Annotated in this window: 14 protein-coding genes and 1 pseudogene; 10 read left to right on the forward strand and 5 right to left on the reverse strand. The window is 44.7% G+C overall.

The genetic code is table 11. The features are described 5' to 3' along the window. The first annotated feature begins 66 nt into the window (after window positions 1–66). Window positions 67–4,260, forward strand: a complete 4,194-nt coding sequence (locus tag H3H32_RS11450; RefSeq protein ID WP_182462834.1) for a hypothetical protein — start codon at window positions 67–69, stop codon at window positions 4,258–4,260. 167 nt (window positions 4,261–4,427) lie between these two features. On the opposite strand, the pseudogene H3H32_RS11455 reads toward H3H32_RS11450, so the two are convergent. Together H3H32_RS11455 and H3H32_RS11460 are read right to left on the reverse strand one after the other, a co-directional pair. Then, window positions 4,428–5,592: pseudogene (locus H3H32_RS11455) on the reverse strand (IS3 family transposase). A 101-nt stretch (window positions 5,593–5,693) separates the two neighbouring features. Then, on the reverse strand, window positions 5,694–7,874 hold the full coding sequence (locus tag H3H32_RS11460; RefSeq protein WP_182462835.1) for an AAA family ATPase: 2,181 nt from the start codon (window positions 7,872–7,874) through the stop codon (window positions 5,694–5,696). A 501-nt stretch (window positions 7,875–8,375) separates the two neighbouring features. Between H3H32_RS11460 and H3H32_RS11465 the strand changes: the two genes are divergently transcribed. From H3H32_RS11465 to H3H32_RS11475, 3 genes are all read left to right on the forward strand, one after another. Continuing rightward, window positions 8,376–9,557 (forward strand): tyrosine-type recombinase/integrase, encoded by a 1,182-nt coding sequence (locus tag H3H32_RS11465; protein ID WP_182462836.1) that lies wholly within the window; start codon window positions 8,376–8,378, stop codon window positions 9,555–9,557. A gap of 684 nt (window positions 9,558–10,241) precedes the next feature. Continuing rightward, window positions 10,242–10,619 (forward strand): transposase, encoded by a 378-nt coding sequence (locus tag H3H32_RS11470; RefSeq protein WP_182462837.1) that lies wholly within the window; start codon window positions 10,242–10,244, stop codon window positions 10,617–10,619. Next, window positions 10,574–11,542: an IS3 family transposase gene (locus H3H32_RS11475; protein WP_374191835.1), complete on the forward strand. Its 969-nt coding sequence runs from the start codon at window positions 10,574–10,576 to the stop codon at window positions 11,540–11,542. Before H3H32_RS11470 ends, H3H32_RS11475 begins: the two co-directional genes overlap by 46 nt. Window positions 11,543–11,890: 348 nt before the next feature. On the opposite strand, the gene H3H32_RS11480 is transcribed toward H3H32_RS11475, so the two are convergent. Then, window positions 11,891–12,097 carry a helix-turn-helix transcriptional regulator gene (locus tag H3H32_RS11480; protein ID WP_182462839.1) on the reverse strand — a complete coding sequence of 69 codons (207 nt, stop codon included), beginning with the start codon at window positions 12,095–12,097 and terminating at the stop codon, window positions 11,891–11,893. Between the two features lie 371 nt (window positions 12,098–12,468). On the opposite strand from H3H32_RS11480, the gene H3H32_RS11485 reads away from it, so the two are divergent. The 6 genes from H3H32_RS11485 (at window position 12,469) to H3H32_RS11510 (ending at window position 18,179) form a co-directional block, all read left to right on the forward strand. Further along, window positions 12,469–12,720 carry a helix-turn-helix domain-containing protein gene (locus tag H3H32_RS11485; RefSeq protein ID WP_240543750.1) on the forward strand — a complete coding sequence of 84 codons (252 nt, stop codon included), beginning with the start codon at window positions 12,469–12,471 and terminating at the stop codon, window positions 12,718–12,720. Between the two features lie 3 nt (window positions 12,721–12,723). Beyond that, entirely contained in the window at window positions 12,724–13,695 is a 972-nt protein-coding gene (locus tag H3H32_RS11490) for a DUF8464 domain-containing protein (protein WP_182462840.1), read from the forward strand. Window positions 13,696–13,832: 137 nt separating this feature from the next. Beyond that, window positions 13,833–14,123, forward strand: a complete 291-nt coding sequence (locus H3H32_RS37470) for a JAB domain-containing protein (protein ID WP_240543751.1) — start codon at window positions 13,833–13,835, stop codon at window positions 14,121–14,123. A gap of 255 nt (window positions 14,124–14,378) precedes the next feature. Continuing rightward, window positions 14,379–15,329: an ArdC family protein gene (locus tag H3H32_RS11500; protein WP_182462841.1), complete on the forward strand. Its 951-nt coding sequence runs from the start codon at window positions 14,379–14,381 to the stop codon at window positions 15,327–15,329. A gap of 152 nt (window positions 15,330–15,481) precedes the next feature. After that, window positions 15,482–17,608 carry a hypothetical protein gene (locus tag H3H32_RS11505; RefSeq protein ID WP_182462842.1) on the forward strand — a complete coding sequence of 709 codons (2,127 nt, stop codon included), beginning with the start codon at window positions 15,482–15,484 and terminating at the stop codon, window positions 17,606–17,608. A gap of 337 nt (window positions 17,609–17,945) precedes the next feature. After that, window positions 17,946–18,179, forward strand: a complete 234-nt coding sequence (locus tag H3H32_RS11510; protein ID WP_182462843.1) for a hypothetical protein — start codon at window positions 17,946–17,948, stop codon at window positions 18,177–18,179. A 158-nt stretch (window positions 18,180–18,337) separates the two neighbouring features. Here H3H32_RS11510 and H3H32_RS11515 read toward each other — a convergent pair whose 3' ends face one another. Next, window positions 18,338–18,736 (reverse strand): hypothetical protein, encoded by a 399-nt coding sequence (locus H3H32_RS11515; protein ID WP_182462844.1) that lies wholly within the window; start codon window positions 18,734–18,736, stop codon window positions 18,338–18,340. Then, window positions 18,714–21,470, reverse strand: coding sequence for a MobF family relaxase (gene mobF, locus H3H32_RS11520; protein ID WP_240543752.1), 2,757 nt, complete (start codon window positions 21,468–21,470; stop codon window positions 18,714–18,716). The genes H3H32_RS11515 and mobF overlap by 23 nt, the downstream gene beginning before the upstream one ends. Between the last annotated feature and the right edge of the window lie 43 nt (window positions 21,471–21,513).

The following is a 21,513-nucleotide window of genomic DNA, read 5'->3' on the forward strand; positions in this document are numbered from 1 at the left end:
TTTTAGCGAAGAGCTAGCAAATGTCGATGTAACCTGACTACTTTTCACCGTTAAACCCAATTAGTTATGAAGAAGACTTTACTACCGAAGCCAGGGAGCCACTGGCTTGGTTTATTGCTGACGCTGGCGTTATTACTAACGTATGGAAGCCAGGCTCGACTACGAGTTGACGATCCGACGCTTCGTCCTGGGCTTAAGTCAATTCCGGATAAACCTTCCGGAGCAGTCTTTAAAACTAAACCGCGTCGGACGAAGCGTCAACAGGTTCCGGTGAGCAATGACCCCATCCGCTTTACCTTACAAGCTAGTAAGCGTCAGCTGACTGTAGGCGAAGAGGTTGAGCTGACCGTTACAGCACAATTAATGACTATCTCGCCTAATTTGATGTTTTTCCTGCCGGGCTCGAATGCCTATACGTTGAAATTGCTTACGCCCAGTGGTTTCCAATCGACCGGTGGTGATTTTAGTGAGTATGTGAGGGGAGAACTGACCGCTCCCGCAACTACCGTGGCTACTTATCACCTGAGGGGTTTCTTTAGCTCGCCTAGCGAGGGGGAGATGTTTCGATTGCTGCGGGGTGACGGACAAGCCAATAGCCAGAGTTTGTACGAAGAGAAGGCGCGTTTACAATTAGTCGTTCAGGCGGAAACGAAGGGGGCTGCTCGCTTGGATGACCCCTGTTCTGGGATTAGTTTATCGGCTCAGGCGAGTCCAGCCACAATAAGTGGCGGAGGCTCGGTGACCTTATCGGCCAGTTGTTCGGGCTGTAGCAGTGGTGGAGGTAGCTTCCTTTATACCTCCAACTTTGATGGACAGGTGCCCAATACCAGTTTTCAGTCCGATTACAGCGATCAGGTCAAAGTAATTGCCAATGCCCAGAATGGCACCGATACTTACTATTGTTCGGTGACGGACCGTTCTGGCGCGGGAGGCAGCTTGCTGCGTTTCAATGGGGAGTCCACCGGACGTATCTGGGAGAAGAGTCTGAACGTGGTCAGTGGCACTACCTACAGCTTCAGCGTATGGGTTCAGCCCATCTATAATGGCAGTGTAGCCAGTGGGGCTACCCAACAGTCCTTGCAGCTCAAAGCGAATGGCGTGGTGCTGGCCAGTCCGACCTTTGGAGCATCAAACCCAGGTTGCAGTGGTGGCTGGGTTCAGTTAAGTGGGAGCTGGACGGCCACCACGTCGGGTAGTGTTCCGTTCACGATTCAGGTGCCAACTGGCAGCAGTTGGCAACAGGCGTTTGTGCTGGATGATATTCAGATTAATAGTAGTGGTGGCGGAAGTTCGGCCAGCTATAGTTGGCAAGCGCTGGAAACGGGCAGTAACATTGCCAGTAGCAACAATGCCACCACGACTGTGACAGTACCAACTTCAGTGGGTACCTATCATTACCGGGTGACGCTCTCCTCGGGCAGCTGCACTACCGCTCAGGATGTTACCGTGGCAGTGACTGGAACTAGTTCCTGTTCTGGGATTAGTTTATCGGCTCAGGCGAGTCCAGCCACAATAAGTGGCGGAGGCTCGGTGACCTTATCGGCCAGTTGTTCGGGCTGTAGCAGTGGTGGAGGTAGCTTCCTTTACACCACCAACTTTGATGGACAGGTGCCCAATACCAGTTTTCAGTCCGATTACAGCGATCAGGTCAAAGTAATTGCCAATGCCCAGAATGGCACCGATACTTACTATTGTTCGGTGACGGACCGTTCTGGCGCGGGAGGCAGCTTGCTGCGTTTCAATGGGGAGTCCACCGGACGTATCTGGGAGAAGAGTCTGAACGTGGTCAGTGGCACTACCTACAGCTTCAGCGTATGGGTTCAGCCCATCTATAATGGCAGTGTAGCCAGTGGGGCTACCCAACAGTCCTTGCAGCTCAAAGCGAATGGCGTGGTGCTGGCCAGTCCGACCTTTGGAGCATCAAACCCAGGTTGCAGTGGTGGCTGGGTTCAGTTAAGTGGGAGCTGGACGGCCACCACGTCGGGTAGTGTTCCGTTCACGATTCAGGTGCCAACTGGCAGCAGTTGGCAGCAGGCGTTTGTGTTGGATGATATTCAGATCAACAGTAATGGTGGAGGAAGTTCCGCCAGCTACAGTTGGCAGGCGCTGGAATCGGGCAGCAGCATTGCCAGTAGCAACAGCGCCACCACGACCGTTACGGTACCAACTTCAGCGGGCACCTATCATTACCGGGTGACGCTCACCTCGGGCAGCTGCACCACCGCTCAGGATGTTACCGTGGCCACCAGTGTTCCATGTAATTTTACGCCTACAGCTAGTGTTACTAATGCTGCGCCTGCTTGTGGCAGTACGGTGTCTTTAAGTGCTTCGTGTACGGGTTCGGACTGTAGTGGCGTAACGTATGCCTGGACGGGTCCCAATGGGTTTACTCAGAGTGGGCAGTCGGTTAGCGCAACTGTGCCGACGGGTAGCGGTAGTTACAACTATACGATCACGCTATCTAAATCGAATTGTAGTAGTACGACTGCTACCGTTGCTATAAGCACTAATTGTAGTAGTACGACCACCACGCCCCATTTTTATGTCGGGCGGTCAATTGCAAGTGTCTTCGACCCGGAGTTGTATCAACTAAATGGCGATTGGTATATTCGAGATAAGGTAACTGCCGCTACTTATACCGATGATCGACCCCGTCGTTATCAGATCAATCGAGCCCATGTGGCCGTGGGTTCATTAAACGGCTATAAGCTCGGGCAACGAGGAGGACGCTATATTATTGAAATGACCCGGTGGCGAGGTAATAGTTATGATAAAGATGCGAACGGAAACTTTATCAATGGAATGGAAGCCTTCCGAATGGAGTTTATCCTGCCCGGATCTATGGATGAGGTCGGGGCTATTCAAACACCATCGTCGTTCGTACCTTCAGAAAACTACATTGATAATAGTGTAGCTATGATTCCAGCCCATGATACCTTAACGGGTAAGATAACGGCTAAAGTGAAGTATAATATGGCTCATACGGATGTCCAACTCTATGGCCTGGGGGCTAATTATTTGAGCCGCAATGCTTCAGAAACTAACCCGAATAAAATTCAGATTATTACGGGTTCCCCATGGGATGATGGTGGGCCGAATTCGCTAACACGCCAGCAATTTAATCAACTATCGGATGACTATATCAAAACGATGGCTCAACAACAAGGGGTAACCGCCCTGTATTTTACTGATTTTGAGACAGAAAATAAAGGCTGGTCGGACGTTGCGCTTAGTGGCGATAACGACGCTACGATCCGAAAACTATACACCTATCATGAAGCCCTGATTGCTTCACACCCAGGTCGACTGATCACGGACTATTACCGGTACCTGGTAAATAACAAAGGATTTCCCGATTCAGGCGATGGGCGCCCTAATCCTCTCGAGCAGCGTTATAAAGACCATTATACCAATCCTAATGGTGCCATTCAGGAGGCTTATCGACCGTTTAACCGGGAGAATGGCACAACGGTTAGCGCCCGGAACTTGTACACGGTATGGCTGGTGGATAACTATGGCAGGCAGGCCTATGATCCCGATAACCAATATGAACTCTACCGACTTTATTCAACCGTTCACGATAGTCGCATCAGTCGTAAATTAGTTTCGAGTACGCAGAAAATCATTTCGTATGCCTGGGCTGGAACCGATCAAGACATAGGCTATACGCTCAAGCGTGAAATTCCGGGCAAAGGCTGGGTAGGGAATTATGCACGTCGGTATAAATCGGCTGCTACAGTAGAAGCCGAGACGTACATTGGTTATTTGATAAACGATGGGTATATACCCTTTCACGACCAGCGCAGCTCAAGTAATAATCCTGAAAATGCCTGCTTCTGGGGTGACGATTCAGATTCCTGGGACCCAATAGGTAATGCTCAATCTCCTCTTGGAGACCATGCAAATTGTTATCCTCGTGAACCCCAATATTATAACGAGCATGTTAATTTGGCGGAGTATAAACTTTCTCAGGTCAACGATATTTTAAATGGAGGTTATGCTGAAGATGCGCAGTTTAGTTTAGATGGTGGCACCACCTGGTTAAATACCGAAGGGGAGACGGCTATTCTGTATCGGGCCTCTAACAAGCAGCACATTGTCCTGAAGAAAGTAGTGGGTAATCAGGCTTTTGTGATGGCGGTTAATCCATTTGCCGGAGAAGCTGATAAATTCACGTTAACGGTTCAATTGGCTAATGGTTGGACCGACACCATTACAACCACTGGTAAGTGGCCCACATTAAAAAGGTTCAGCCATTGACCATTCTGGCCGTAGCCATTGAGATTAGCGTATCTGTAAAGTTACTAAGCGTAGTCATGCCTCTTATGAAAAGGAAGCGTGACTACGCTTTCTAGCCAAAGGCTAGGAAGGTGGTGCTCCCCAACCTTTGGACAGTTAGCGGGTCAATTTAAGAGAATGCCAGCCAACTAAGGAATTGTATTTTTCATCCCTTTTATCCCTTCAATATACCACTGAGCTGGAGTTTGGTAATCCAGAGATTGGTGTTTACGACCATAATTATAAAAATGGAAGTACTTCGTTAAACCGCGTTCTAAAGCCAAACCGTCTGGGTAAGCGTGTAAATATACATGTTCGTATTTCACCGTTCGCCATAGCCGCTCGATAAAGATATTATCAATCGCTCGTCCTTTTCCATCCATACTGATTTGTATTTCAGCCGCTTTCAAAGGGGCTGAAATACGAGGACTGGTGAACTGACTACCTTGATCGGTCGGGGCCGCCTGCGCGGTTGAAAATCCGAGGCTTGCCCCAGTACTTAAGCGCGTCTTGTAAAGCGTCAATGCAAAAATCAACTTGCAACATATTCGACAACCGCCAACTCAGCACAAACCGGGTATACCAGTCGATGACGGCACACAAATACAAGAAGCCATTGGCCATGGGAATGTAGGTTATGTCCGTTGACCAAACATGGTTAGGCTTTTCAATGGCTACTCCACCTAACAGATAAGGGTAAATTTGATGCCCTTCAACAGGCTTAGACAAATTCGGTTTGTAATAGATCGCTTCCAAGCTCATCAACCGCATCAGCCGACGTACTCGTTTGAGATTGATAGGGTATTCGGTTGTGGTTAGCTCTTGCTGCATTCGGCGCACACCCAATTCAGGCCGGTCGGTAAAGAGTTTGTCGATCCGTGCCATTAAGGCCAAGTTCGCTACTGATTCACCCACTGGCTGGTAATAGTAGCTAGCGCGAGGAATGTCCAATAACTCACACTGTTGGCTAATACTCAACTGATCATTATCAGGCTCAATCAGGCGATGCCGGTCACTGACTAAGTCGTTCGTAATTTTTTTTGAGGAAGTCGTTTTCTACTTTCATTTGCCCAATTTGTTGAAACAAGGGGGCTTCGATCTGCTCCCGTTCGTGCTCTGTCATAGACGGACTCACTGGCCCATTGAATAGGGTAGGTAAACCCTCTAAGGCTTGTTGTTTTCACTGAGCAATTTGGCTGGCATGAATACCAAATCGCTACTGAGTTGAGCCAGTATTTTGTGCACCTTTAAGGTTTCCAAGACGACTTTGGTCTTGAATTGGGCGTCGTGAACGCGCCGAGTTGCTTTGGCCATAATTGGACATTTTGTAGGTCTAAGTTATTGGTTTTACACTTATCGCTACTGTCCAAGTTTAGGAGAGCACTATAATGCACGGATCAATAAAAAATGCATACCTAATCATTCACTACTCTCATCATCATATCGTAATGACTTATGTGGTCCATTTTGTCAAAAACTAGCCTAAATATTTCTAAATATCTTTGAACATCTTCACTCTCAACATGAAATACTAAATCATCATGAGTTGAATGAGAGCCATCATTTATCCAAGAGAGTAATGATTTGCAAATAAATTGTTCTTCACCTTCAAACTTATTTATGCATTCCTCATAATTAATACCACCTATAGTATTGAAGTAATATTCAAGTATACGCCTTAAGGTATTAAAAACTGTTATGTTACTAACATGATTTATATCACTTATTTCTTTCCACAGTAATTCATAGGATGTTTTAATCGGATTAGAGTTGTGTTTAATAATTTTAGACTTGTTGCCCAGTTTTTTTATAACCCAAAAAGTTTCCCCTACCCATTTTGCTGAGTTTCTAGCTCCTTTAAAAGTAACCTCTTTGAAAAAATAAACATTATGAGTTAAAATAAAAACCTGCTTTATTCCATCAGTTTTATTTTTACAGCTTTGGATTACATTTTTGATAAGATTACTAACTACAAATAATACACTACTATCAAGGCTTGATATAGGATCATCAAATACGACAACTTTATCACTAGTCACACCAGAATCAGATGTACTACCTTTGAGCAATTGATAAAAATATAAAAAGGTAATAAATCTGTATTCACCTTCACTTAAAGTCTCATGGCCTTCCGAACCATCTTCACGAATAATTTTATAGAACCCTTTTTCAGTCGCTTGGGCCAAACTAAAATTCGTAAACGAAAAAAGTTTCAGAATTTTATTGATTTCATTAACGGTATGCGCAGTATTGGCTACCTCTGATTCTCTACCACGAATACTTGTGAGGAGAGAGTTTTTGAGAATTTCAGATTGTTTTATTTTTTCTGTAATTCCTTCCTTACCTTTAATAAAACGATCAGCGTTTTTTATATAACTTTCAATATCTATATCTAATTCGTTAGTTGTAAAACGCCATACTTCTTTCTTAAGCTTTTCCTGTTCAGCTTTTAAGTTATTGAAAGAATTGTTGTTTAAATTGATCTTTTCAATATATGAATTTACTACAAGTTTAATATCCTCTAAGCTGGGAGTTAGTGAAGCTAAAGTGACGAGCAAACTTGGGTATTTTATTTTTTTATCGATAATCGATAAGTTGCTATCTGCTATTCCAGCAAATATTTGGACCTTCGCAATTAACAAATTTGTATCTATTATTGATATATTTTGCTGAAGTATTTTTCTTAACTGTATTTTTTTTGCTTCTACATAGTTACTATATAACAATCTATAATTTTCTAGCTGCTTACATTTTTCCAAATATTCTTCATCAAAAAAATTCTCAATTTCATCGCGCAAATTTACGGTCATTTCTTGCTGACAAAACGGGCAAAAGTTTTCGGATTTTTCCAAGAACCCCACACCTTCTTTGATCCAATCACTATTGTTCAGCTTAGTAATAAGTGCGCTTATATTAACGTTTTCTTTCCCAATTATTATAGTTGATAATATTTCAGGGAATTCTATACTCGGCAAATCTTCAAAATTGAATTGCTGAACATTTTCTTCAATTTTAATAGTACTACTAAAAATAGTATGGCACTTCGCTATTATTTCATCGACAGTATATAATGGCTCTTTATTAACTGCGCGTTCTGCTATACATCTATCTAAAAACTTTTTCTTATTACTATTAAGTCCCATATATGCTGGACTGAAATTGCTATCATATGTATCTTTTAACGCCCAACAACGTTTAATAATAGCATTTTCATTAGCAGTAATATCGTTAGATATATTTACTAAGCTTCTATTAAGATTGATTATTTCATTATCAATAGCGTTTATTTTCGTCTGCATATTACTTATATATTCATATGCTTCAACAGAATTTTTCCCAAGCGTAAAAATTCCTTTTATTTTCTTACTTTGTCCAAAGTTGGCCTCTACAAAAACTTTATTATATACAAGGGTGTCAAGTTGTGACGCTTTCCAATTTATTGATGAATTTGTGAACAAATCTTGACTTGCAATTAAATTAGATATTGTCGTTTTTCCAGTACCATTACTTCCATATAAATAATTAATTTCAGATGGTTCAAATTCGACTTTTTCAGTATAGCTAGCTACCTGATCTAATAATATTTTAGAAATCATTATTGCACTTACTAATTTATCTGTGTGGTGTGATAATTATTTTCCTATGCCCGAAGCTGCGGTGCCAAACGCTAGGTTTTCAAAACACTGTAACGCTGCTACTATCTACTTTTGAGTGGTCCTACGCAAGATCGTTATTCCTTTCAGAAATATCCCGCTGTGGCTTTGGCTGCTTTCGGCTCTTGGGCTGATAGTGGGACCGAAACATATGTCTGCTTGACACCTTGCAAGTTATTAAATTACTATAGTACAATAAAACCTAAGTATGGGATGAGTAGAAAAATGCGTAGATTTTTTTTCCGAATTCTATTTTCGGATTGAATTCAAGGTATTATAAGATTTATTCGTTTTCTGCTCGAGGAGCCATCTACTCATATTTTACCGTCCAATAGAGCCTAAGAATACACCTCAAGCCCTTGTATTCATTGATTTTTGCGTTTAGCTGCGTTTAAACAGATTCCTTGTAATTCAATACGAATATGAGTAGAATGAGTGGTATAAATGCCGCTCACCGAACTCACCATTAAGGCCCTTAAGCCCAAAGAAAAGCTCTATCGGATTGCTGATAGTGGTGGGCTTTGTCTGGAAGTAACACCGGCTGGGGGCAAACTTTGGCGCTGGCGTTATTACTACAACGGTAAGCCGCAAATGCTGGCCTTGGGTCGGTATCCCCTTGTGTCATTGGCCGAAGCCAGAGACAAACGCGATGAGGCTCGGAAACAGCAACAAATCGGTAAACATCCGACTCGTGAGAAAAAGGCTGAAAAACTGCGCCGAATAGCTGAAGGTGAAAACACGTTTGAACGAGTAGCCCAGCAATGGTTAGCCGTGAAAGGAAAAGAACTGAAAGATAAATACCACAAGCAATGCCGAACACGCCTTCAACAGTATGTGTTCCCATTAATCGGAGCATTGCCCATAACCGAAATTACGATACCAGACGTTGTTCGTGTCGTGGAGAAAACCGGACAACGGGGTACGATTGAAACCGCCAAACGGGTCAAACAAATGACCAGCCAAATCTTTCGGTATGCGGCTCAGCGCGGTTTATGCCTTCACAACCCCGCTTCTGACCTGAGAGATATTTTGCCCACAGTCAGAGAAAAACATCATGCTTGCATCCATCCAAAAGAGTTGCCGGCTTTGATGAAGGCCATCCAGGCTTACAGCGGTGATCACCTCACTATTGCAGTCATGAAGTTATTGGCTCTGACGTTTGTGCGCACCGGTGAACTCATCGGTGCCAAATGGTCAGAAATAAATTGGAAGAGTGCCGAATGGCATATCCCCGCCGAACGCATGAAGATGAAGCGGCCCCATGTCGTGCCACTATCACGACAAGCCATCACCATTCTAAATGTCTTACAACCCGTTACTGGCCATCGAGACCATATCTTTCATAGCGGAGCCAGCAAGAGCAAGCACATTAGTAACGGTGTCGTGCTAATGGCTTTACGACGCATGGGCTATCAAAACCGCATGACAGGCCATGGATTTAGATCGCTAGCCAGTACAATTTTGAATGAAAAAGGGTATCCGCCTGACGTGATTGAACGGCAATTAGCCCATGAAGACAGCGATAAAATCCGCTCTGCCTATAACCGCGCTGATTACTTACTAGAGCGTAAGAAAATGATGCAGGATTATGCTGATCTACTAGATAAAGCCCTACAGCAAATATAATGGATCAAATATGGTCATGCCGAATTTTGCATCTATGAGTGGGCAAAGACAGTTCAGTATGATTCATTTTTGTTTCTCCAAAGAGCCTATTTTGAGACTTGTCTTTTCGTACTTTAGGAAGTAAAGTACGAAAGGAAGCAAGACCTTAGCCATACGTTTGTAAAAATTAAACACCCAAACGGTACAGTTCATTTGCGACGGATATGAAGTTCAATATTAGTCGCCTTAAAGTCCACAGCGATCTCATTAGCAGCTAAAGCTAACCCTAAAAGCACTGTTGCCCAAACGATATATTTAATGATTTGAAGCCAGTTCGTAGACTGAACACTCCCTTTGGGGAGCTTTGGAAGATTTTTGCCAGACATAGTAGTACTGCTTACTGGTTGAACAGCAATTAAAGTTTGCAATCCAACCCCAAAGCAGCCTCTTTGCCCGGAGATTGATATGTTATTTAACCGACTCCCATCATCGTCGGTTTAATCCAGAGAAATTGAAGAGGCTAGTCAACCTTCCCCTTTTTAGAGGGACACAAATGAAATAATTAATTTCGAATGTTGCAAAGTTTATTGACCTTTTCCTAATACAAACGAACGTTTTTAGTGGAATAGACCCTTATACGTTTTCGTACTTTCATTTGTCTTACACTGAAATAGGTTGTCAGATTTTCACCAAAAATCGACAACCATGCAAGATCACATTCGCGACCTACTGAGTCGCTTTCAGTACTGTGAGCAGCTCCGGGAGACCGCCGTTTTTCGTATCCTTTTTGGCGGGGAAGAAGTAAGCCAAGTGATGGATGGTTTAGGAATTCACAGTGGTCATACACTGCGCAGCTGGGTCCAACTCTATCGCCAGAAGATGAAGACCGGCCTGCTAACTTTACCTGCCATGAAGCAAGCACAAAAACGCGACATGGCCGCCTTAAAACAGCGAAATGAGGAGTTGGAACAGACTCTACAGCAAGCCAATCTGCTGATCCTGGCGCTCAACACCATGATTGAGACTGCTGAAAAAGAATTAAATGTACCAATCAGAAAAAAGTCTGGCACCAAACGGTCTTAAACCTTCGTGAAAACGAGATAGAAAAGGTGAGTGTCGGAAGCCTTTGCCGACTGTTTGGTGTGAGCCGACAAGCTTTTCACGCTCGAAAACAACGTGCTCAGCGTTCGGTGAGCCATGCGATGTTAGTACTGGACCTGGTGACGGCTCTCAGGAGAGACGTTCCTGGTTTGGGCACCCGGAAATTACATCTTCTGCTGGCAGAACCGCTGGCCAAAAGTGGCATCAAATTAGGGCGTGACAAGTTGCACAAGATCTTATACAATCATGCTATGGTTATCCGTCAGGGTCGACAGACGCCACAAACAACGGATTCCAATCACCGTCTACATAAATACCCTAACTTGCTTATTGATAGGGTTATAGATGCTCCCAGGCAAGTTTGGGTTAGTGATATAACTTACTTGTATATTGGATTGGGATTTGGCTATCTATCGTTAATAACGGATGCTTATTCAAAGCTGATTGTGGGTTACTGTCTTCATCCATTCTTGACGGCGGAAGGCAGTCTCAAAGCATTGGATATGGCTCTATTAACTCATTTGGAAAGGGAAGAAGAACTAATTCACCATTCTGATCGAGGCAGCCAATATTGTAGTTTTGACTACGTTCGCAAGTTGAAAGGGGCAAACATTTTGATCAGTATAACTCAGCAAGGAGACCCTTATGAAAGCGCAATCGCGGAGCGGGTCAATGGAATTCTAAAGACGGATTTCCGGCTAAACCGAGTGTTCATTACTTTTGAGGAAGCTGAGAAAGCGGTTCATAAAAGTATTTATAATTACAACCATCTGCGTCCCCACATGAGCTGTGGATACTTGACTCCAGTGATGGCTCATCAAAGCGAGCAACCGCTGAAAAAGCACTGGAAACCGAAAGTATATAAACGGTCCAAGGTTGTCCGAGACCAAGGCCAATTTGGGTAAGCCCATCCGTTTTATCTACTTTGACAACGCTATATCAGGATTAAGATGAGCCAATATTTTTTGACTCAAAAACTGACAACTTATTTTCAGGATCGGACAACGGTCAACGCTTTTCAGGACGGGTCAAGGCAGGATGTGTCGCATTAAACGCCTATTCAGAGAGATTGATGGCGGCTCTTATGTCGAGTTTTGCTTTGATGTATTTATCTGTAGCAAATAGCCATCTCACAAATCATCGTCTTATTTTGCCCTACTAATAGATGAGTAGGTGAGATTACTTTACAACATGAGTCATCCCAAATTGTCTTTGCCCTGGAGACCATATTGAGGATAACTCATGTTGGCCAGTCAGTAATTGCCGCATTGAAAACTGTTCAAGCAATTTTGAATATCACTCGCTCTCCAGGCCGTAATGCGCGGAGCCAGCTTATAGGGTTTGGGAAACTGGCCACTTCGACAGCCATTCCACCAGGTGGCTTTGCTCACTGGAATTAGTTCTAGAACCTGCTCTAAGCGTAAGAAACCCACAAGCTGGTTTTGAGGAAAATCAATCATGATGTATGCTCATACGGTGGTATGGTTATTAGGAAAAATCGGGTAGTACTTTCCATGTATGTATTGTTTGGATACGTCAGTCACATTGCCGTAACAGTGGATGGGAAAGCGCAGGTCCGATCAGTTTTTAGTATACATGGCAACTCGTAAAATCCAGGACGAAAAAATCATATATTAAATCAGGTTAGGCTTTGATAACCAAGTTTTTACAGAAATATGACGATTAAGCGCAAGTCGTATTATCAGACAATATCATTGTAGGCGCCCAAAAAACAATGGGTGACAACATCCAACTACGTTTGACCATTAATGGAACTGCAATTGAATTGACAGACCAGTACAAAAGTATTTAGCTACCATCCATCACGGACATGGCCAATGCTATGTCCGGCTTACTGTTTTTGTTTTTCAACCAGGAGCTTTCAACAATGGCCCACAAAAACACGCTCAATCCCTTACTCAATCGCAAACAGGCGGCTCGTTATCTAGGTGTTTCGCCCGGCACGTTAGCGGTTTGGGATTGCACCAAACAAAAGCATCTCAATCCGATTCTGGTGGGCAAACTGGTGCATTATCGTTTAGCGGATTTGGATCAATTTCTCGACCAACGACTAGTGGACTAAAAGGTGGGACGAGAACGCTCTACGAAAACGTTCTCGTCCCTAGTCCCCGATCACATTTTCACACCCGGTTTGATGGAGAGGGCAATGGACCCAGAACATGCCAATACGATACCTATTTCCGAAATTCTAGGCAAGCTTGATCTGAAGCCCCTTCGTTGTGAAGGACCTATCCTTTATTATACGCCCCTTTGGGATCGCAAACGGCGGTCAACATTGATCGTTAATAGACTCACTAATCGCTGGTCAGATGCAGCCATCTCAAATGGCAACCTGATCGAGTGGGTGGTTCAATACCTGCGGTTTCGTGGGGAAGCCCATACCGAACTAGACGCGTTGCGCTGGATAGCTAATATGAGCGTCTGTTTGCCCGAGCCGATAGCCGATCCGATTGATCGGCAAAGAATAGAACTCCGACATAAAAAAACAATTCAATATCCTGGTCTGCTCCATTATCTGGAGCGGGAAGGGATCGCCTTGTCGCTTGCCCGTCGGTACATGAAAGAAATCCATGCCCGCAACCGACAAACAGGTAAGGATTTCATTGCCCTTGGTTTGCCAACCGTCGAAGGTGGTTTTGCCTTGCGTACCGCTTATCTGGAGCGGTCGATTGGGTTACCGACGATTTCCTTTATTCGCGGACGAGTTCCGAAGCCTAACGGCATTCATCTCTTCAAGGAAGGGTTTGATTTTCTATCGGTGCTGAGCTACCTCAATCGAACAGACCTGGATGAAGATGTAATTATTCTGAACACCTGGTCCTGTCTGTCTCAGGTGCCTGCTTATATCCGTCAGTATGGCTACCAAACCGCGTATAGCTGGTTGAATAATACCGATCTTGGTCAGCAGGCAACCAATTCCATTAGTCAGTTTTTGCAAACGGAAATTGGGACTTGCCATCAGCCAATGAACAAATTGTACAAGCTTCATGACAATGTTCATAGCTGGTATCGCCATACGCTACGTTCAGCAGCTTGAGAGGTCGGAACAATGCAGATGAGTCTTCAATCGCTTTTTACAGTGGCCGAAGTCGAAATCCACTATCGTAACAAAACGCCGTATCAGGATCGAATTCAGGTTATCCGTTCCAAGCTTGGGGTGAAACTAAACTGGACTTGCTAGAGCAGTTCAAAATCTTGCTGTTGGATTGCCAGAACAATTGTTTAGCGATTTCAGACATTGCGACCGGTGGTATGAGTGCTTGCCTTGTCGATCCAAAAGTGTTTTTTGTAACAGCTTTAAATGCCAATGCCTCTGGAATTATTCTGTCGCATAATCATCCATCGGGGAGCCAGCAACCGAGCCAACAAGATTTAGCCTTGACCCGCAAACTCGCTGATTGCGGCAAATTACTCAACACCGCTGTATTGGACCATTACGCCGAGCAATTACTATTCCTTTGCTGATGCAGGCTTATGCCGCATTGAACAAGATCAGCAGTTGGCATGAATACCCCAGAGGAGAGGTTATTTACAGGATATATCCGACGCCAATCGCTCTCCAACCACAATTTTTTCCTGGGCGGTCCGCCGATGCGGTGGATTCCCCAAGTCTGCAACCGTCCTTGCGCGACAACATTCTGGCTGTGCGATGTTCGCTGGTTCGCTCGCTAAGCAGCCAGGTTTTCTCCCACACAACCTCGAACCTCTGGAGCATGATCCATGACCAATCCAATTACTCAAAATGCACACCTAACTAAGCAACATCCAACATCCAGTTCACCTGTATCCTCTCAACAGGATATTTACGCCCGTGTCACGGCTAAAATTCTAGATGATCTGGAACAGGGAAATTTATCGTGGCGCAAGCCCTGGAATTCTGCGCATTTAGCTGGTCAGGTCATGCGTCCGCTACGTTGGAACGATATTCCTTACACCGGGATCAATACGCTCCTTCTCTGGAATGTTGCTAGTGAACGAGGCTTTACCTCGCCTTACTGGATGACGTTCAAACAGGCAAACCAGATGAAAGCCAATATCTGCAAAGGGGAGAAGGGAACTCAGATTGTCTTTGCCGATACCTTTACCAAAGCAGAAGAGGATGCCAATGGCGACATTAAATCCAATCGTATTCCATTTCTCAAATGCTACACGGTCTTCAATGCTGCCCAAATTGATGGCTTATCCGACGGCTTTTATAAAACCCTGGAACCCGTTGTTATCAATCAGCAGACGCGCAATCCGAAACTCGAACAGTTTTTTGCGCAGACGAAAGCGGAAATTTATATTGCTTCCAAAGCGTATTACGCGCAAAGTACGGACAGCATTCAAATGCCGCCGTTCGAAAGCTTTGAAACAGCTGTTCGCTATTATGGGGTGTTAGCCCATGAATTGACACATTGGACTAAACACCCTAAACGCTTAGATCGGGATTTAGGTCGTAAAACGTATGGTGATGAAGGTTACGCCAAAGAGGAACTCGTGGCCGAATTAGGCGCTTGTTTTCTAGCCGCTGACTTAGGCTTTGAACCCGTACCAGAATCGCATCATGCGGCTTACGTACAATCCTGGCTCCAGGTATTAAAAAACGATAAGCGCTTCATTTTTTCGGCTGCCTCACAGGCGCAGAAAGCTGTTGATTATATCTATCACCTACAAGGGCCTTCTGGTTAAGGGCTAATCGGAGAATAGGGGAATTTTCCCGTTGAAATGATATCCTCTTGATGATTAATTTCATACCTTATTTAACGGTTTTGTCGATGTTTCGCTAATAAGAAAGCAAGCATTGGTCGAGCATTTCTGTTCATCTTTGACCCTATCAAATCATGCCTGCCGAAGAAAAGTGGCCTGCTTATAGTATCGTCCTACGAGTTTTGCGTAATGTTCTGTGGCCTATCCTGGTCTTAGTGTTAGGTGGTCTTGTTTTAACTAAGCCCGATCAGGCGAAGGAGCTTATTTTTGCACTGACCCTTAATGATTCTGTTTTTACGAGCGCTCATTATTGGTTTGTGATAGGGGCTGTTTTCGTTTGGTCACTCACCCTGTTGACATGCTGTCGCTTACTATTGGAACGAGCTCCTCAAGATGTTCCGACAAATACGCATATCCCGGTGCTGTGGCTTTGTACTTGGTTACCTCTCTTTCTTTCAATAGGACCATACATTATTACGACTACTGCATTGGCTGATCATGAGGCTCACCCTTTCATGAAGTCACTTGGATATTGGTTTGTACTCATCTTAGCACTCGGCTTGCAATTCTATCTGCATATCTGGATGATCGGTAAAACCAAGCCGAAGAAGGTGCTGACTGCTCAACAATCATTTAAAGACGATTATCTACATCAGTTCGAGCCGGATATCCGTATTAATTTGTGGATCAACGTTTTTCTCGTCATGGCAAGTGTCGTTCTATTTTTTACGCCACTTTCCTATACCGTGTCGCCAGTGGTAGGAACAGCGGCTGTTTTTCTATTTGGGTTAGCCTTTTTCACTTTAGTGGTTTCGCCGGTTATCTATTTCAACAACAATAGAAGTCGCCCGCTGACAGCGGGTGCCATTATTTTGATCATCCTCTTTTCCCGTGTTAACGATAATTCACTTATTCAGACGGTAGAAGGAGATGCGCCAAATACACGTCCTATTTTAGTCGATCATTTTGATGCGTGGATTGAAGCGCATCAACCAAAGAAAAACCAGACATTGCCTATGATTCTGGTGGCAGCTGAAGGGGGAGGAATACGAGCTATGAACTGGACGGCAGACATGCTACTTACTTTAAATAAACGCATTCCCGAATTCGATAATTATTTATATGCCATCAGTGGCGTATCGGGAGGTGGGGTGGGAGGCACCTTCTACACGGCTTACCAACATGATCAATTGGTAAACGGTGATCTTGAAAAAGATAAACTAAACAATGAGTATTTTCAACAATCGCTGCATGAGGATTATTTAGCCCCTGTAGTGGCAGCAATGCTGTTTTTAAACACGCTGCAAAGTGTATTACCTTTTCGTTGTTCTTATTTAGATCGAACCAAATGGCTTGAAAATTCCTGGGGCAAAGGCTATGAGCAGGATTTAGGGTTGCCAACTTTGGAGCATAATTTTTTAGATATCTGGAAAGGCAAGTCGTCAACGACGAAACGCATATTACCAGCGCTCTTCCTGAATGGAACGCTCGCTGAATCAGGCCAAAAAGTCATTACAACAAACATCAACATTGCCCCTTTAACGAAAGATCAAGGCCCGTTTACAGACGTACTGGATGTATTAGATACGATTAATACTTCGGTTCCTGCCAAAACAGCGGCATTATTGTGTGCTCGCTTTCCTGTGGTAACTGGGGGAGGTTGGCTCCGAAGAGAGCGAAAAAACGCAAGACCTATAGATATTGGGCATGTAACAGACGGAGGCTATTTTGATAATACAGGTATAGAAACGACCCTTCAGATTCTCAATACACTTAGGCCTAGAATGGATACGCTAAAAAAGAGGGGAATCGAAGTAGTGCCTTATATTATTTTCATTCAAAACTCCACGGCGGAGCAAGAAATGGATTCAGACCCAATTATCCATTTCCTGCGAGGGATTCGAGAACCACTTGCCAGTCTGTATAATCCGTGGGGGAGAAGCAGCATCACGCGTGATAAACTGTATAAAAGTTTGAGTGGGAAATTTAGTCAGAAAACCGTTTACATCAATTTAAAATTGAAACGGAGTGATACTAATTTCCCCTTGGGTTGGTATATCTGTCAAGAAACCGCTGATAAAATAAAAATGCTGACGGACAGTGCCTACTTAGACGCGAATAAGAAATCGTCACCTCGTTCCAGTCAACCATTTGCGTTCGATAGTCTGCAATTTTTCATCAACCGACAGATCAAAGCGAAACCTTATCTAGACTTAGCGTTGACTAAAAGGAATAAAGCCATTCTTGGCAGTAAGTATTGAACTATGGAGATCACTTTATTCACCATGCTAATTCCATGCACAAAAAGCAAGTGACCTTAATTTACAGATGTTTCTTTGTTAATCGCGCATTTGGGCAATGTATAATAGTATAGATCTATGTTTATCGTTCTGTCTTGACTTCATACCCTTTCTTTGTCGGTTGATAGGTGATGGTAGCTTAATGCAATCGCTTTTGATGGCGCTCATCCCACCTTACAAGGTTCTAGACTTCAGCCAAAAATAGACATTGCACATCGATTTTTGACTTTCGGGGAGCTGTCACAGCTTTCTTGCATTCAATAGCTTCCATCATCAACAACAATAGAAAGGAGATTTGATGATGACGACACAACCTAAAATCAAACCCCACTATCCAACCCACATCATTTATGCTGTCAACCCCAAAGGCAGCCAAGACAAATCCGATTGGTTTAAAGTCGGTGCAGCGTGGGAACACGGTGACCAGAAAGGTCTTAATCTAAAGATCAATCTAGCGGCCCTATCCTTAAATCATATGGGTGGCCCAGATGCTACCTTAGTCATCCGTCGAGATAAGTTTAAAACGGATTAAACCGAATAAGCCGGATGGTCATCGGACCATCCGGCTTATTAACCCTTATTCTATGGGCTCTTGGATGGAGCCATATTCAACTGGTAACCGGTGCTTCACTCAGTGAGTGACTTCCTGGGCACACAGTATAATACCACATGGTGGTTTCAAAGCCTAATTCACTCGCTTCTGATGTGAATTTCGGTAACGAATATAGGCTGAGCTTCCTTGTCAATATAATAGCGGGGATTGCGAGCTGTAATGGTTTTTGGGATATGATTAGATAGCAATTCGAACAGTGAGCGTAACTGATAGCCTTTCAAGGTGACGACCTGTCCACCGAAGTAAAGCAGCAACACGTTCACACTGTCAGTGAGCATTAGATCGCCCCAGGCAAGATCGGAATAATTGAAAAAGGTACGTCTTCCATCCTCCCAAACAAAATAGAGGTTACGTACGCTACTGCCCGTATCATACAATTCTGTGCTACCAATCGCATAACCGACCGGTTTATCGCTCTCTTCATCTGTCACCTCATCTTGAGCGAAATTCGCTCTAAAGAGTTGGACGGGGTGCACGATTGTTTGGCTTTCGCTGAATGGGTTTCGGCTTGTCTGGAGTTTCCATACGCTTGATTGACGGTTTTACTTTCGGTGGTAAGGGTCGTGCTGCTTGGATTAAATACTCGACTGCTTTATGCCTTGACTTTCTGCGTTTCACGAGTTCCAATGCTGATAACCGATTTCCTAATTCAGAGGCATGGACTAACAAAGCGGGTTTATCATCGGTATAGATATGTACACCATCGCGCGCCCGTGACACCGACACATAAAATTGGTTGAGATTGGTGGCCGAAAAGGTGCTGGGCGGTTGCGCAATAAACACCTCATCGACGGTCTTGCCTTGTGCGGCATGCGAGGTCAGGCAATAGCCATGTGCGATATGGCCAAAATGGGCTGGAACGGTATAAGTGGCTTTGCTTGCCTTGTTGTGTAGGCGCAAAGCTCCATTGGGGGCGATGGCGATAACATCCAGCATTTGCCCATTCGTCAGCCGTTTTTTATTTGCATCGTATCCATTACGGGTAATGCGTACTTTATCGCCTTTCGACAGCGCGATTTCGCTGGGTCGGTACACGTCGAATTGCTCCATGCGATCCAAGGGCAGGAATGTGTGCTTGCCACTGGTATCCTTAATATGGACTATGCCATTGGCCACAGAATGAACTACCCACCGCGAACCGCGCTCGATGCCAGCCAGCTTCTGGTTAAACTGGATGACTTGACCGGAGCGATAATTACGCAGATCACTTTTTTCAGCCAATGTCAAATTGGTATTGACCAGTTGCACAACGCCTGTTTCTTCGCTGGCAATCCGTCCTGTCTCGCGCAATTTCTCTCGAATGGCTTTAGTGACCTGTTCGCCTTCCTTGTGCGTCGGTGAAACCACCAAAGTCGTTTTCCCTTTTTTCAAAGTAGCCATATAATCATCGGCTAAGACGGTAAAGGAATTGGCCGGATCAAGGGTAATGATCGCTCCCATGCCATCCAACGTAGAAAATGCGTCTCCGACTTTGTTATCGGCTAAAGCTTGAACGGCTTTGCGGTAGTCTAGATTGCGTTGCCGATAGATGCGGCTAACCTCGGCTGATCGGATACCCGCAACGGTATTTAAGATCCGTAAAGCATCCCCACGCATGACACTGCTATGTTGCCTGGTATCCCCGCTTAAAATCAGCCGTGCGTTTTTTTTAATGGCTAGCGTGAGCAGGGCGGTCATATCCTTGGTATCCAACAATCCGGCTTCATCAACCCACAACACACCATTGGCTAAACCTGCTTGCAGTTCCGAAGAAGAAAGTAGTTTGGCAACCGTTTCGGCTTCGTTAAATCCTTCATCCCGCAACACGCCCCGTGCCGCTTGTGCTGTCGGGGCCACGACTGTGACTTTACGCCCCGTTTCCTCGATTAGTCGAATGGCTTCTTTCATCAATGTGGTTTTGCCGGTTCCCGCTCGTCCTCGGATGATTGACACGCGGTTGGTAGTGGTCAATACATGGGATACTGCTTCATGTTGTTCGCCTTCCAATGGAATTACAGGGGCAACTGGATAAAGTGGAGGCAGGTTGCCTTTGCCCTGATGCGCTAAAGCCACCATCCGTTTCTCCTCACGCAAAACCTCTTTGGTCGTGCAGAGTGTTTTGGCTCCATCCTTGACCCGAATAATGCGCTTATCATCTGCAAAGCGGTTGGTAATTTGCTCAACGGTCAGCGTTGGAAAGCCAAGACCCTGCCGATAGGCGACTTCCAAAATTCGCCGATCCTGCATGACCGACACCCGCTCAAACCGCATCGCCAACGCATGATCGACGCATTGTTTGGGGGAGGGCGATGCTACAGGTTTGACTGGGGCAAAACGGATCGGTTGATCGCCTTCGTCTTTATCGTGCATGCCCAGCGCGAATATTTGTCTGCGCCATTCTTGCTTGAGCTGGTTCATAGTTAGACCCTTTTGCTTCTTAGCGCGGGTTCGTGCTCCCAATTGGTCTAGTTTGGCTTGATCGGTAATGCCGAGTTCTTTGGCAATCTGGCCGATTTCGTTGGTGCGTTTGGAGAACAGGTCGATGATATGCTCCGGCACACCAGTGATTTCAAAGGCTTTGTCGGTGCGCCGGACACGATAGCCAAGTTCAACCAGCTTATCGGCCAGTCGTTTATGAAACCTCGCCTGATAATAGGGCATATCCTGTTTGATCGACCGGAATTGCCCCGCCTTGAACTGCTGTTCAACCGCATCCCATGTCACATTGAACACAAACGAATGACAGTGGAGGTGTGGATCAGGCACAGCGTTATCAACGGGTCTTGCCGTTTGGTGGATAAAATCCGCCCAGATCAGTCCACCTGTTAGTCGGTCTCCATCTTTACCATTTTTGCGAACTCGTGTCTGAGCGTCGGCTTCAATGTCCAGCATAGTTTGCTGAACGCTTTCCTGAAACGCATTCAGAATATGATTGTCATCGGTCAGGGCATGCAGGATGGAAACGGATTTTGGGCAATGGAAATTAATGTCGTAACCAACCGTGCGATTGTCTCTCTTACGTGGAGTGAGAGCCTGACCCGTAACTGGGTTAATGTTTTCACAGAGAGCTTGAAAGGCGTTTTGTGTCGCTACACCCACAATGCCAAAACGAGCGGCTACATTACCATAGAACTGGCCAGGCTGTTCTTGATTATTGAGATAATAATCGGATTGGTGCAAAGATTCGTTGAAATACTCTTTAGCTTGTCCAGACGAGGTACTTTGAATCATACGGATCATGTATAATTCTATACATCAGAAATACCCAGTGGCT

This window comes from Spirosoma foliorum, from assembly GCF_014117325.1.
In the GTDB taxonomy this organism is placed as follows: Bacteria; Bacteroidota; Bacteroidia; order Cytophagales; family Spirosomataceae; genus Spirosoma; species Spirosoma foliorum.

What these genes read in the sequence shown, in the direction of transcription:
- H3H32_RS11470 (WP_182462837.1), top strand. Translation starts at nt 10,242, where the DNA reads ATGCAAGATCACATTCGCGACCTACTGAGTCGCTTTCAGTACTGTGAG.
- H3H32_RS11500 (WP_182462841.1), top strand. Translation starts at nt 14,379, where the DNA reads ATGACCAATCCAATTACTCAAAATGCACACCTAACTAAGCAACATCCA.
- H3H32_RS11450 (WP_182462834.1), top strand. Translation starts at nt 67, where the DNA reads ATGAAGAAGACTTTACTACCGAAGCCAGGGAGCCACTGGCTTGGTTTA.
- H3H32_RS11465 (WP_182462836.1), top strand. Translation starts at nt 8,376, where the DNA reads ATGCCGCTCACCGAACTCACCATTAAGGCCCTTAAGCCCAAAGAAAAG.
- H3H32_RS11510 (WP_182462843.1), top strand. Translation starts at nt 17,946, where the DNA reads ATGATGACGACACAACCTAAAATCAAACCCCACTATCCAACCCACATC.
- mobF (WP_240543752.1), bottom strand. Translation starts at nt 21,470, where the DNA reads ATGATTCAAAGTACCTCGTCTGGACAAGCTAAAGAGTATTTCAACGAA.
- H3H32_RS11505 (WP_182462842.1), top strand. Translation starts at nt 15,482, where the DNA reads ATGCCTGCCGAAGAAAAGTGGCCTGCTTATAGTATCGTCCTACGAGTT.
- H3H32_RS11485 (WP_240543750.1), top strand. Translation starts at nt 12,469, where the DNA reads ATGGCCAATGCTATGTCCGGCTTACTGTTTTTGTTTTTCAACCAGGAG.
- H3H32_RS11460 (WP_182462835.1), bottom strand. Translation starts at nt 7,874, where the DNA reads ATGATTTCTAAAATATTATTAGATCAGGTAGCTAGCTATACTGAAAAA.
- H3H32_RS11480 (WP_182462839.1), bottom strand. Translation starts at nt 12,097, where the DNA reads ATGATTGATTTTCCTCAAAACCAGCTTGTGGGTTTCTTACGCTTAGAG.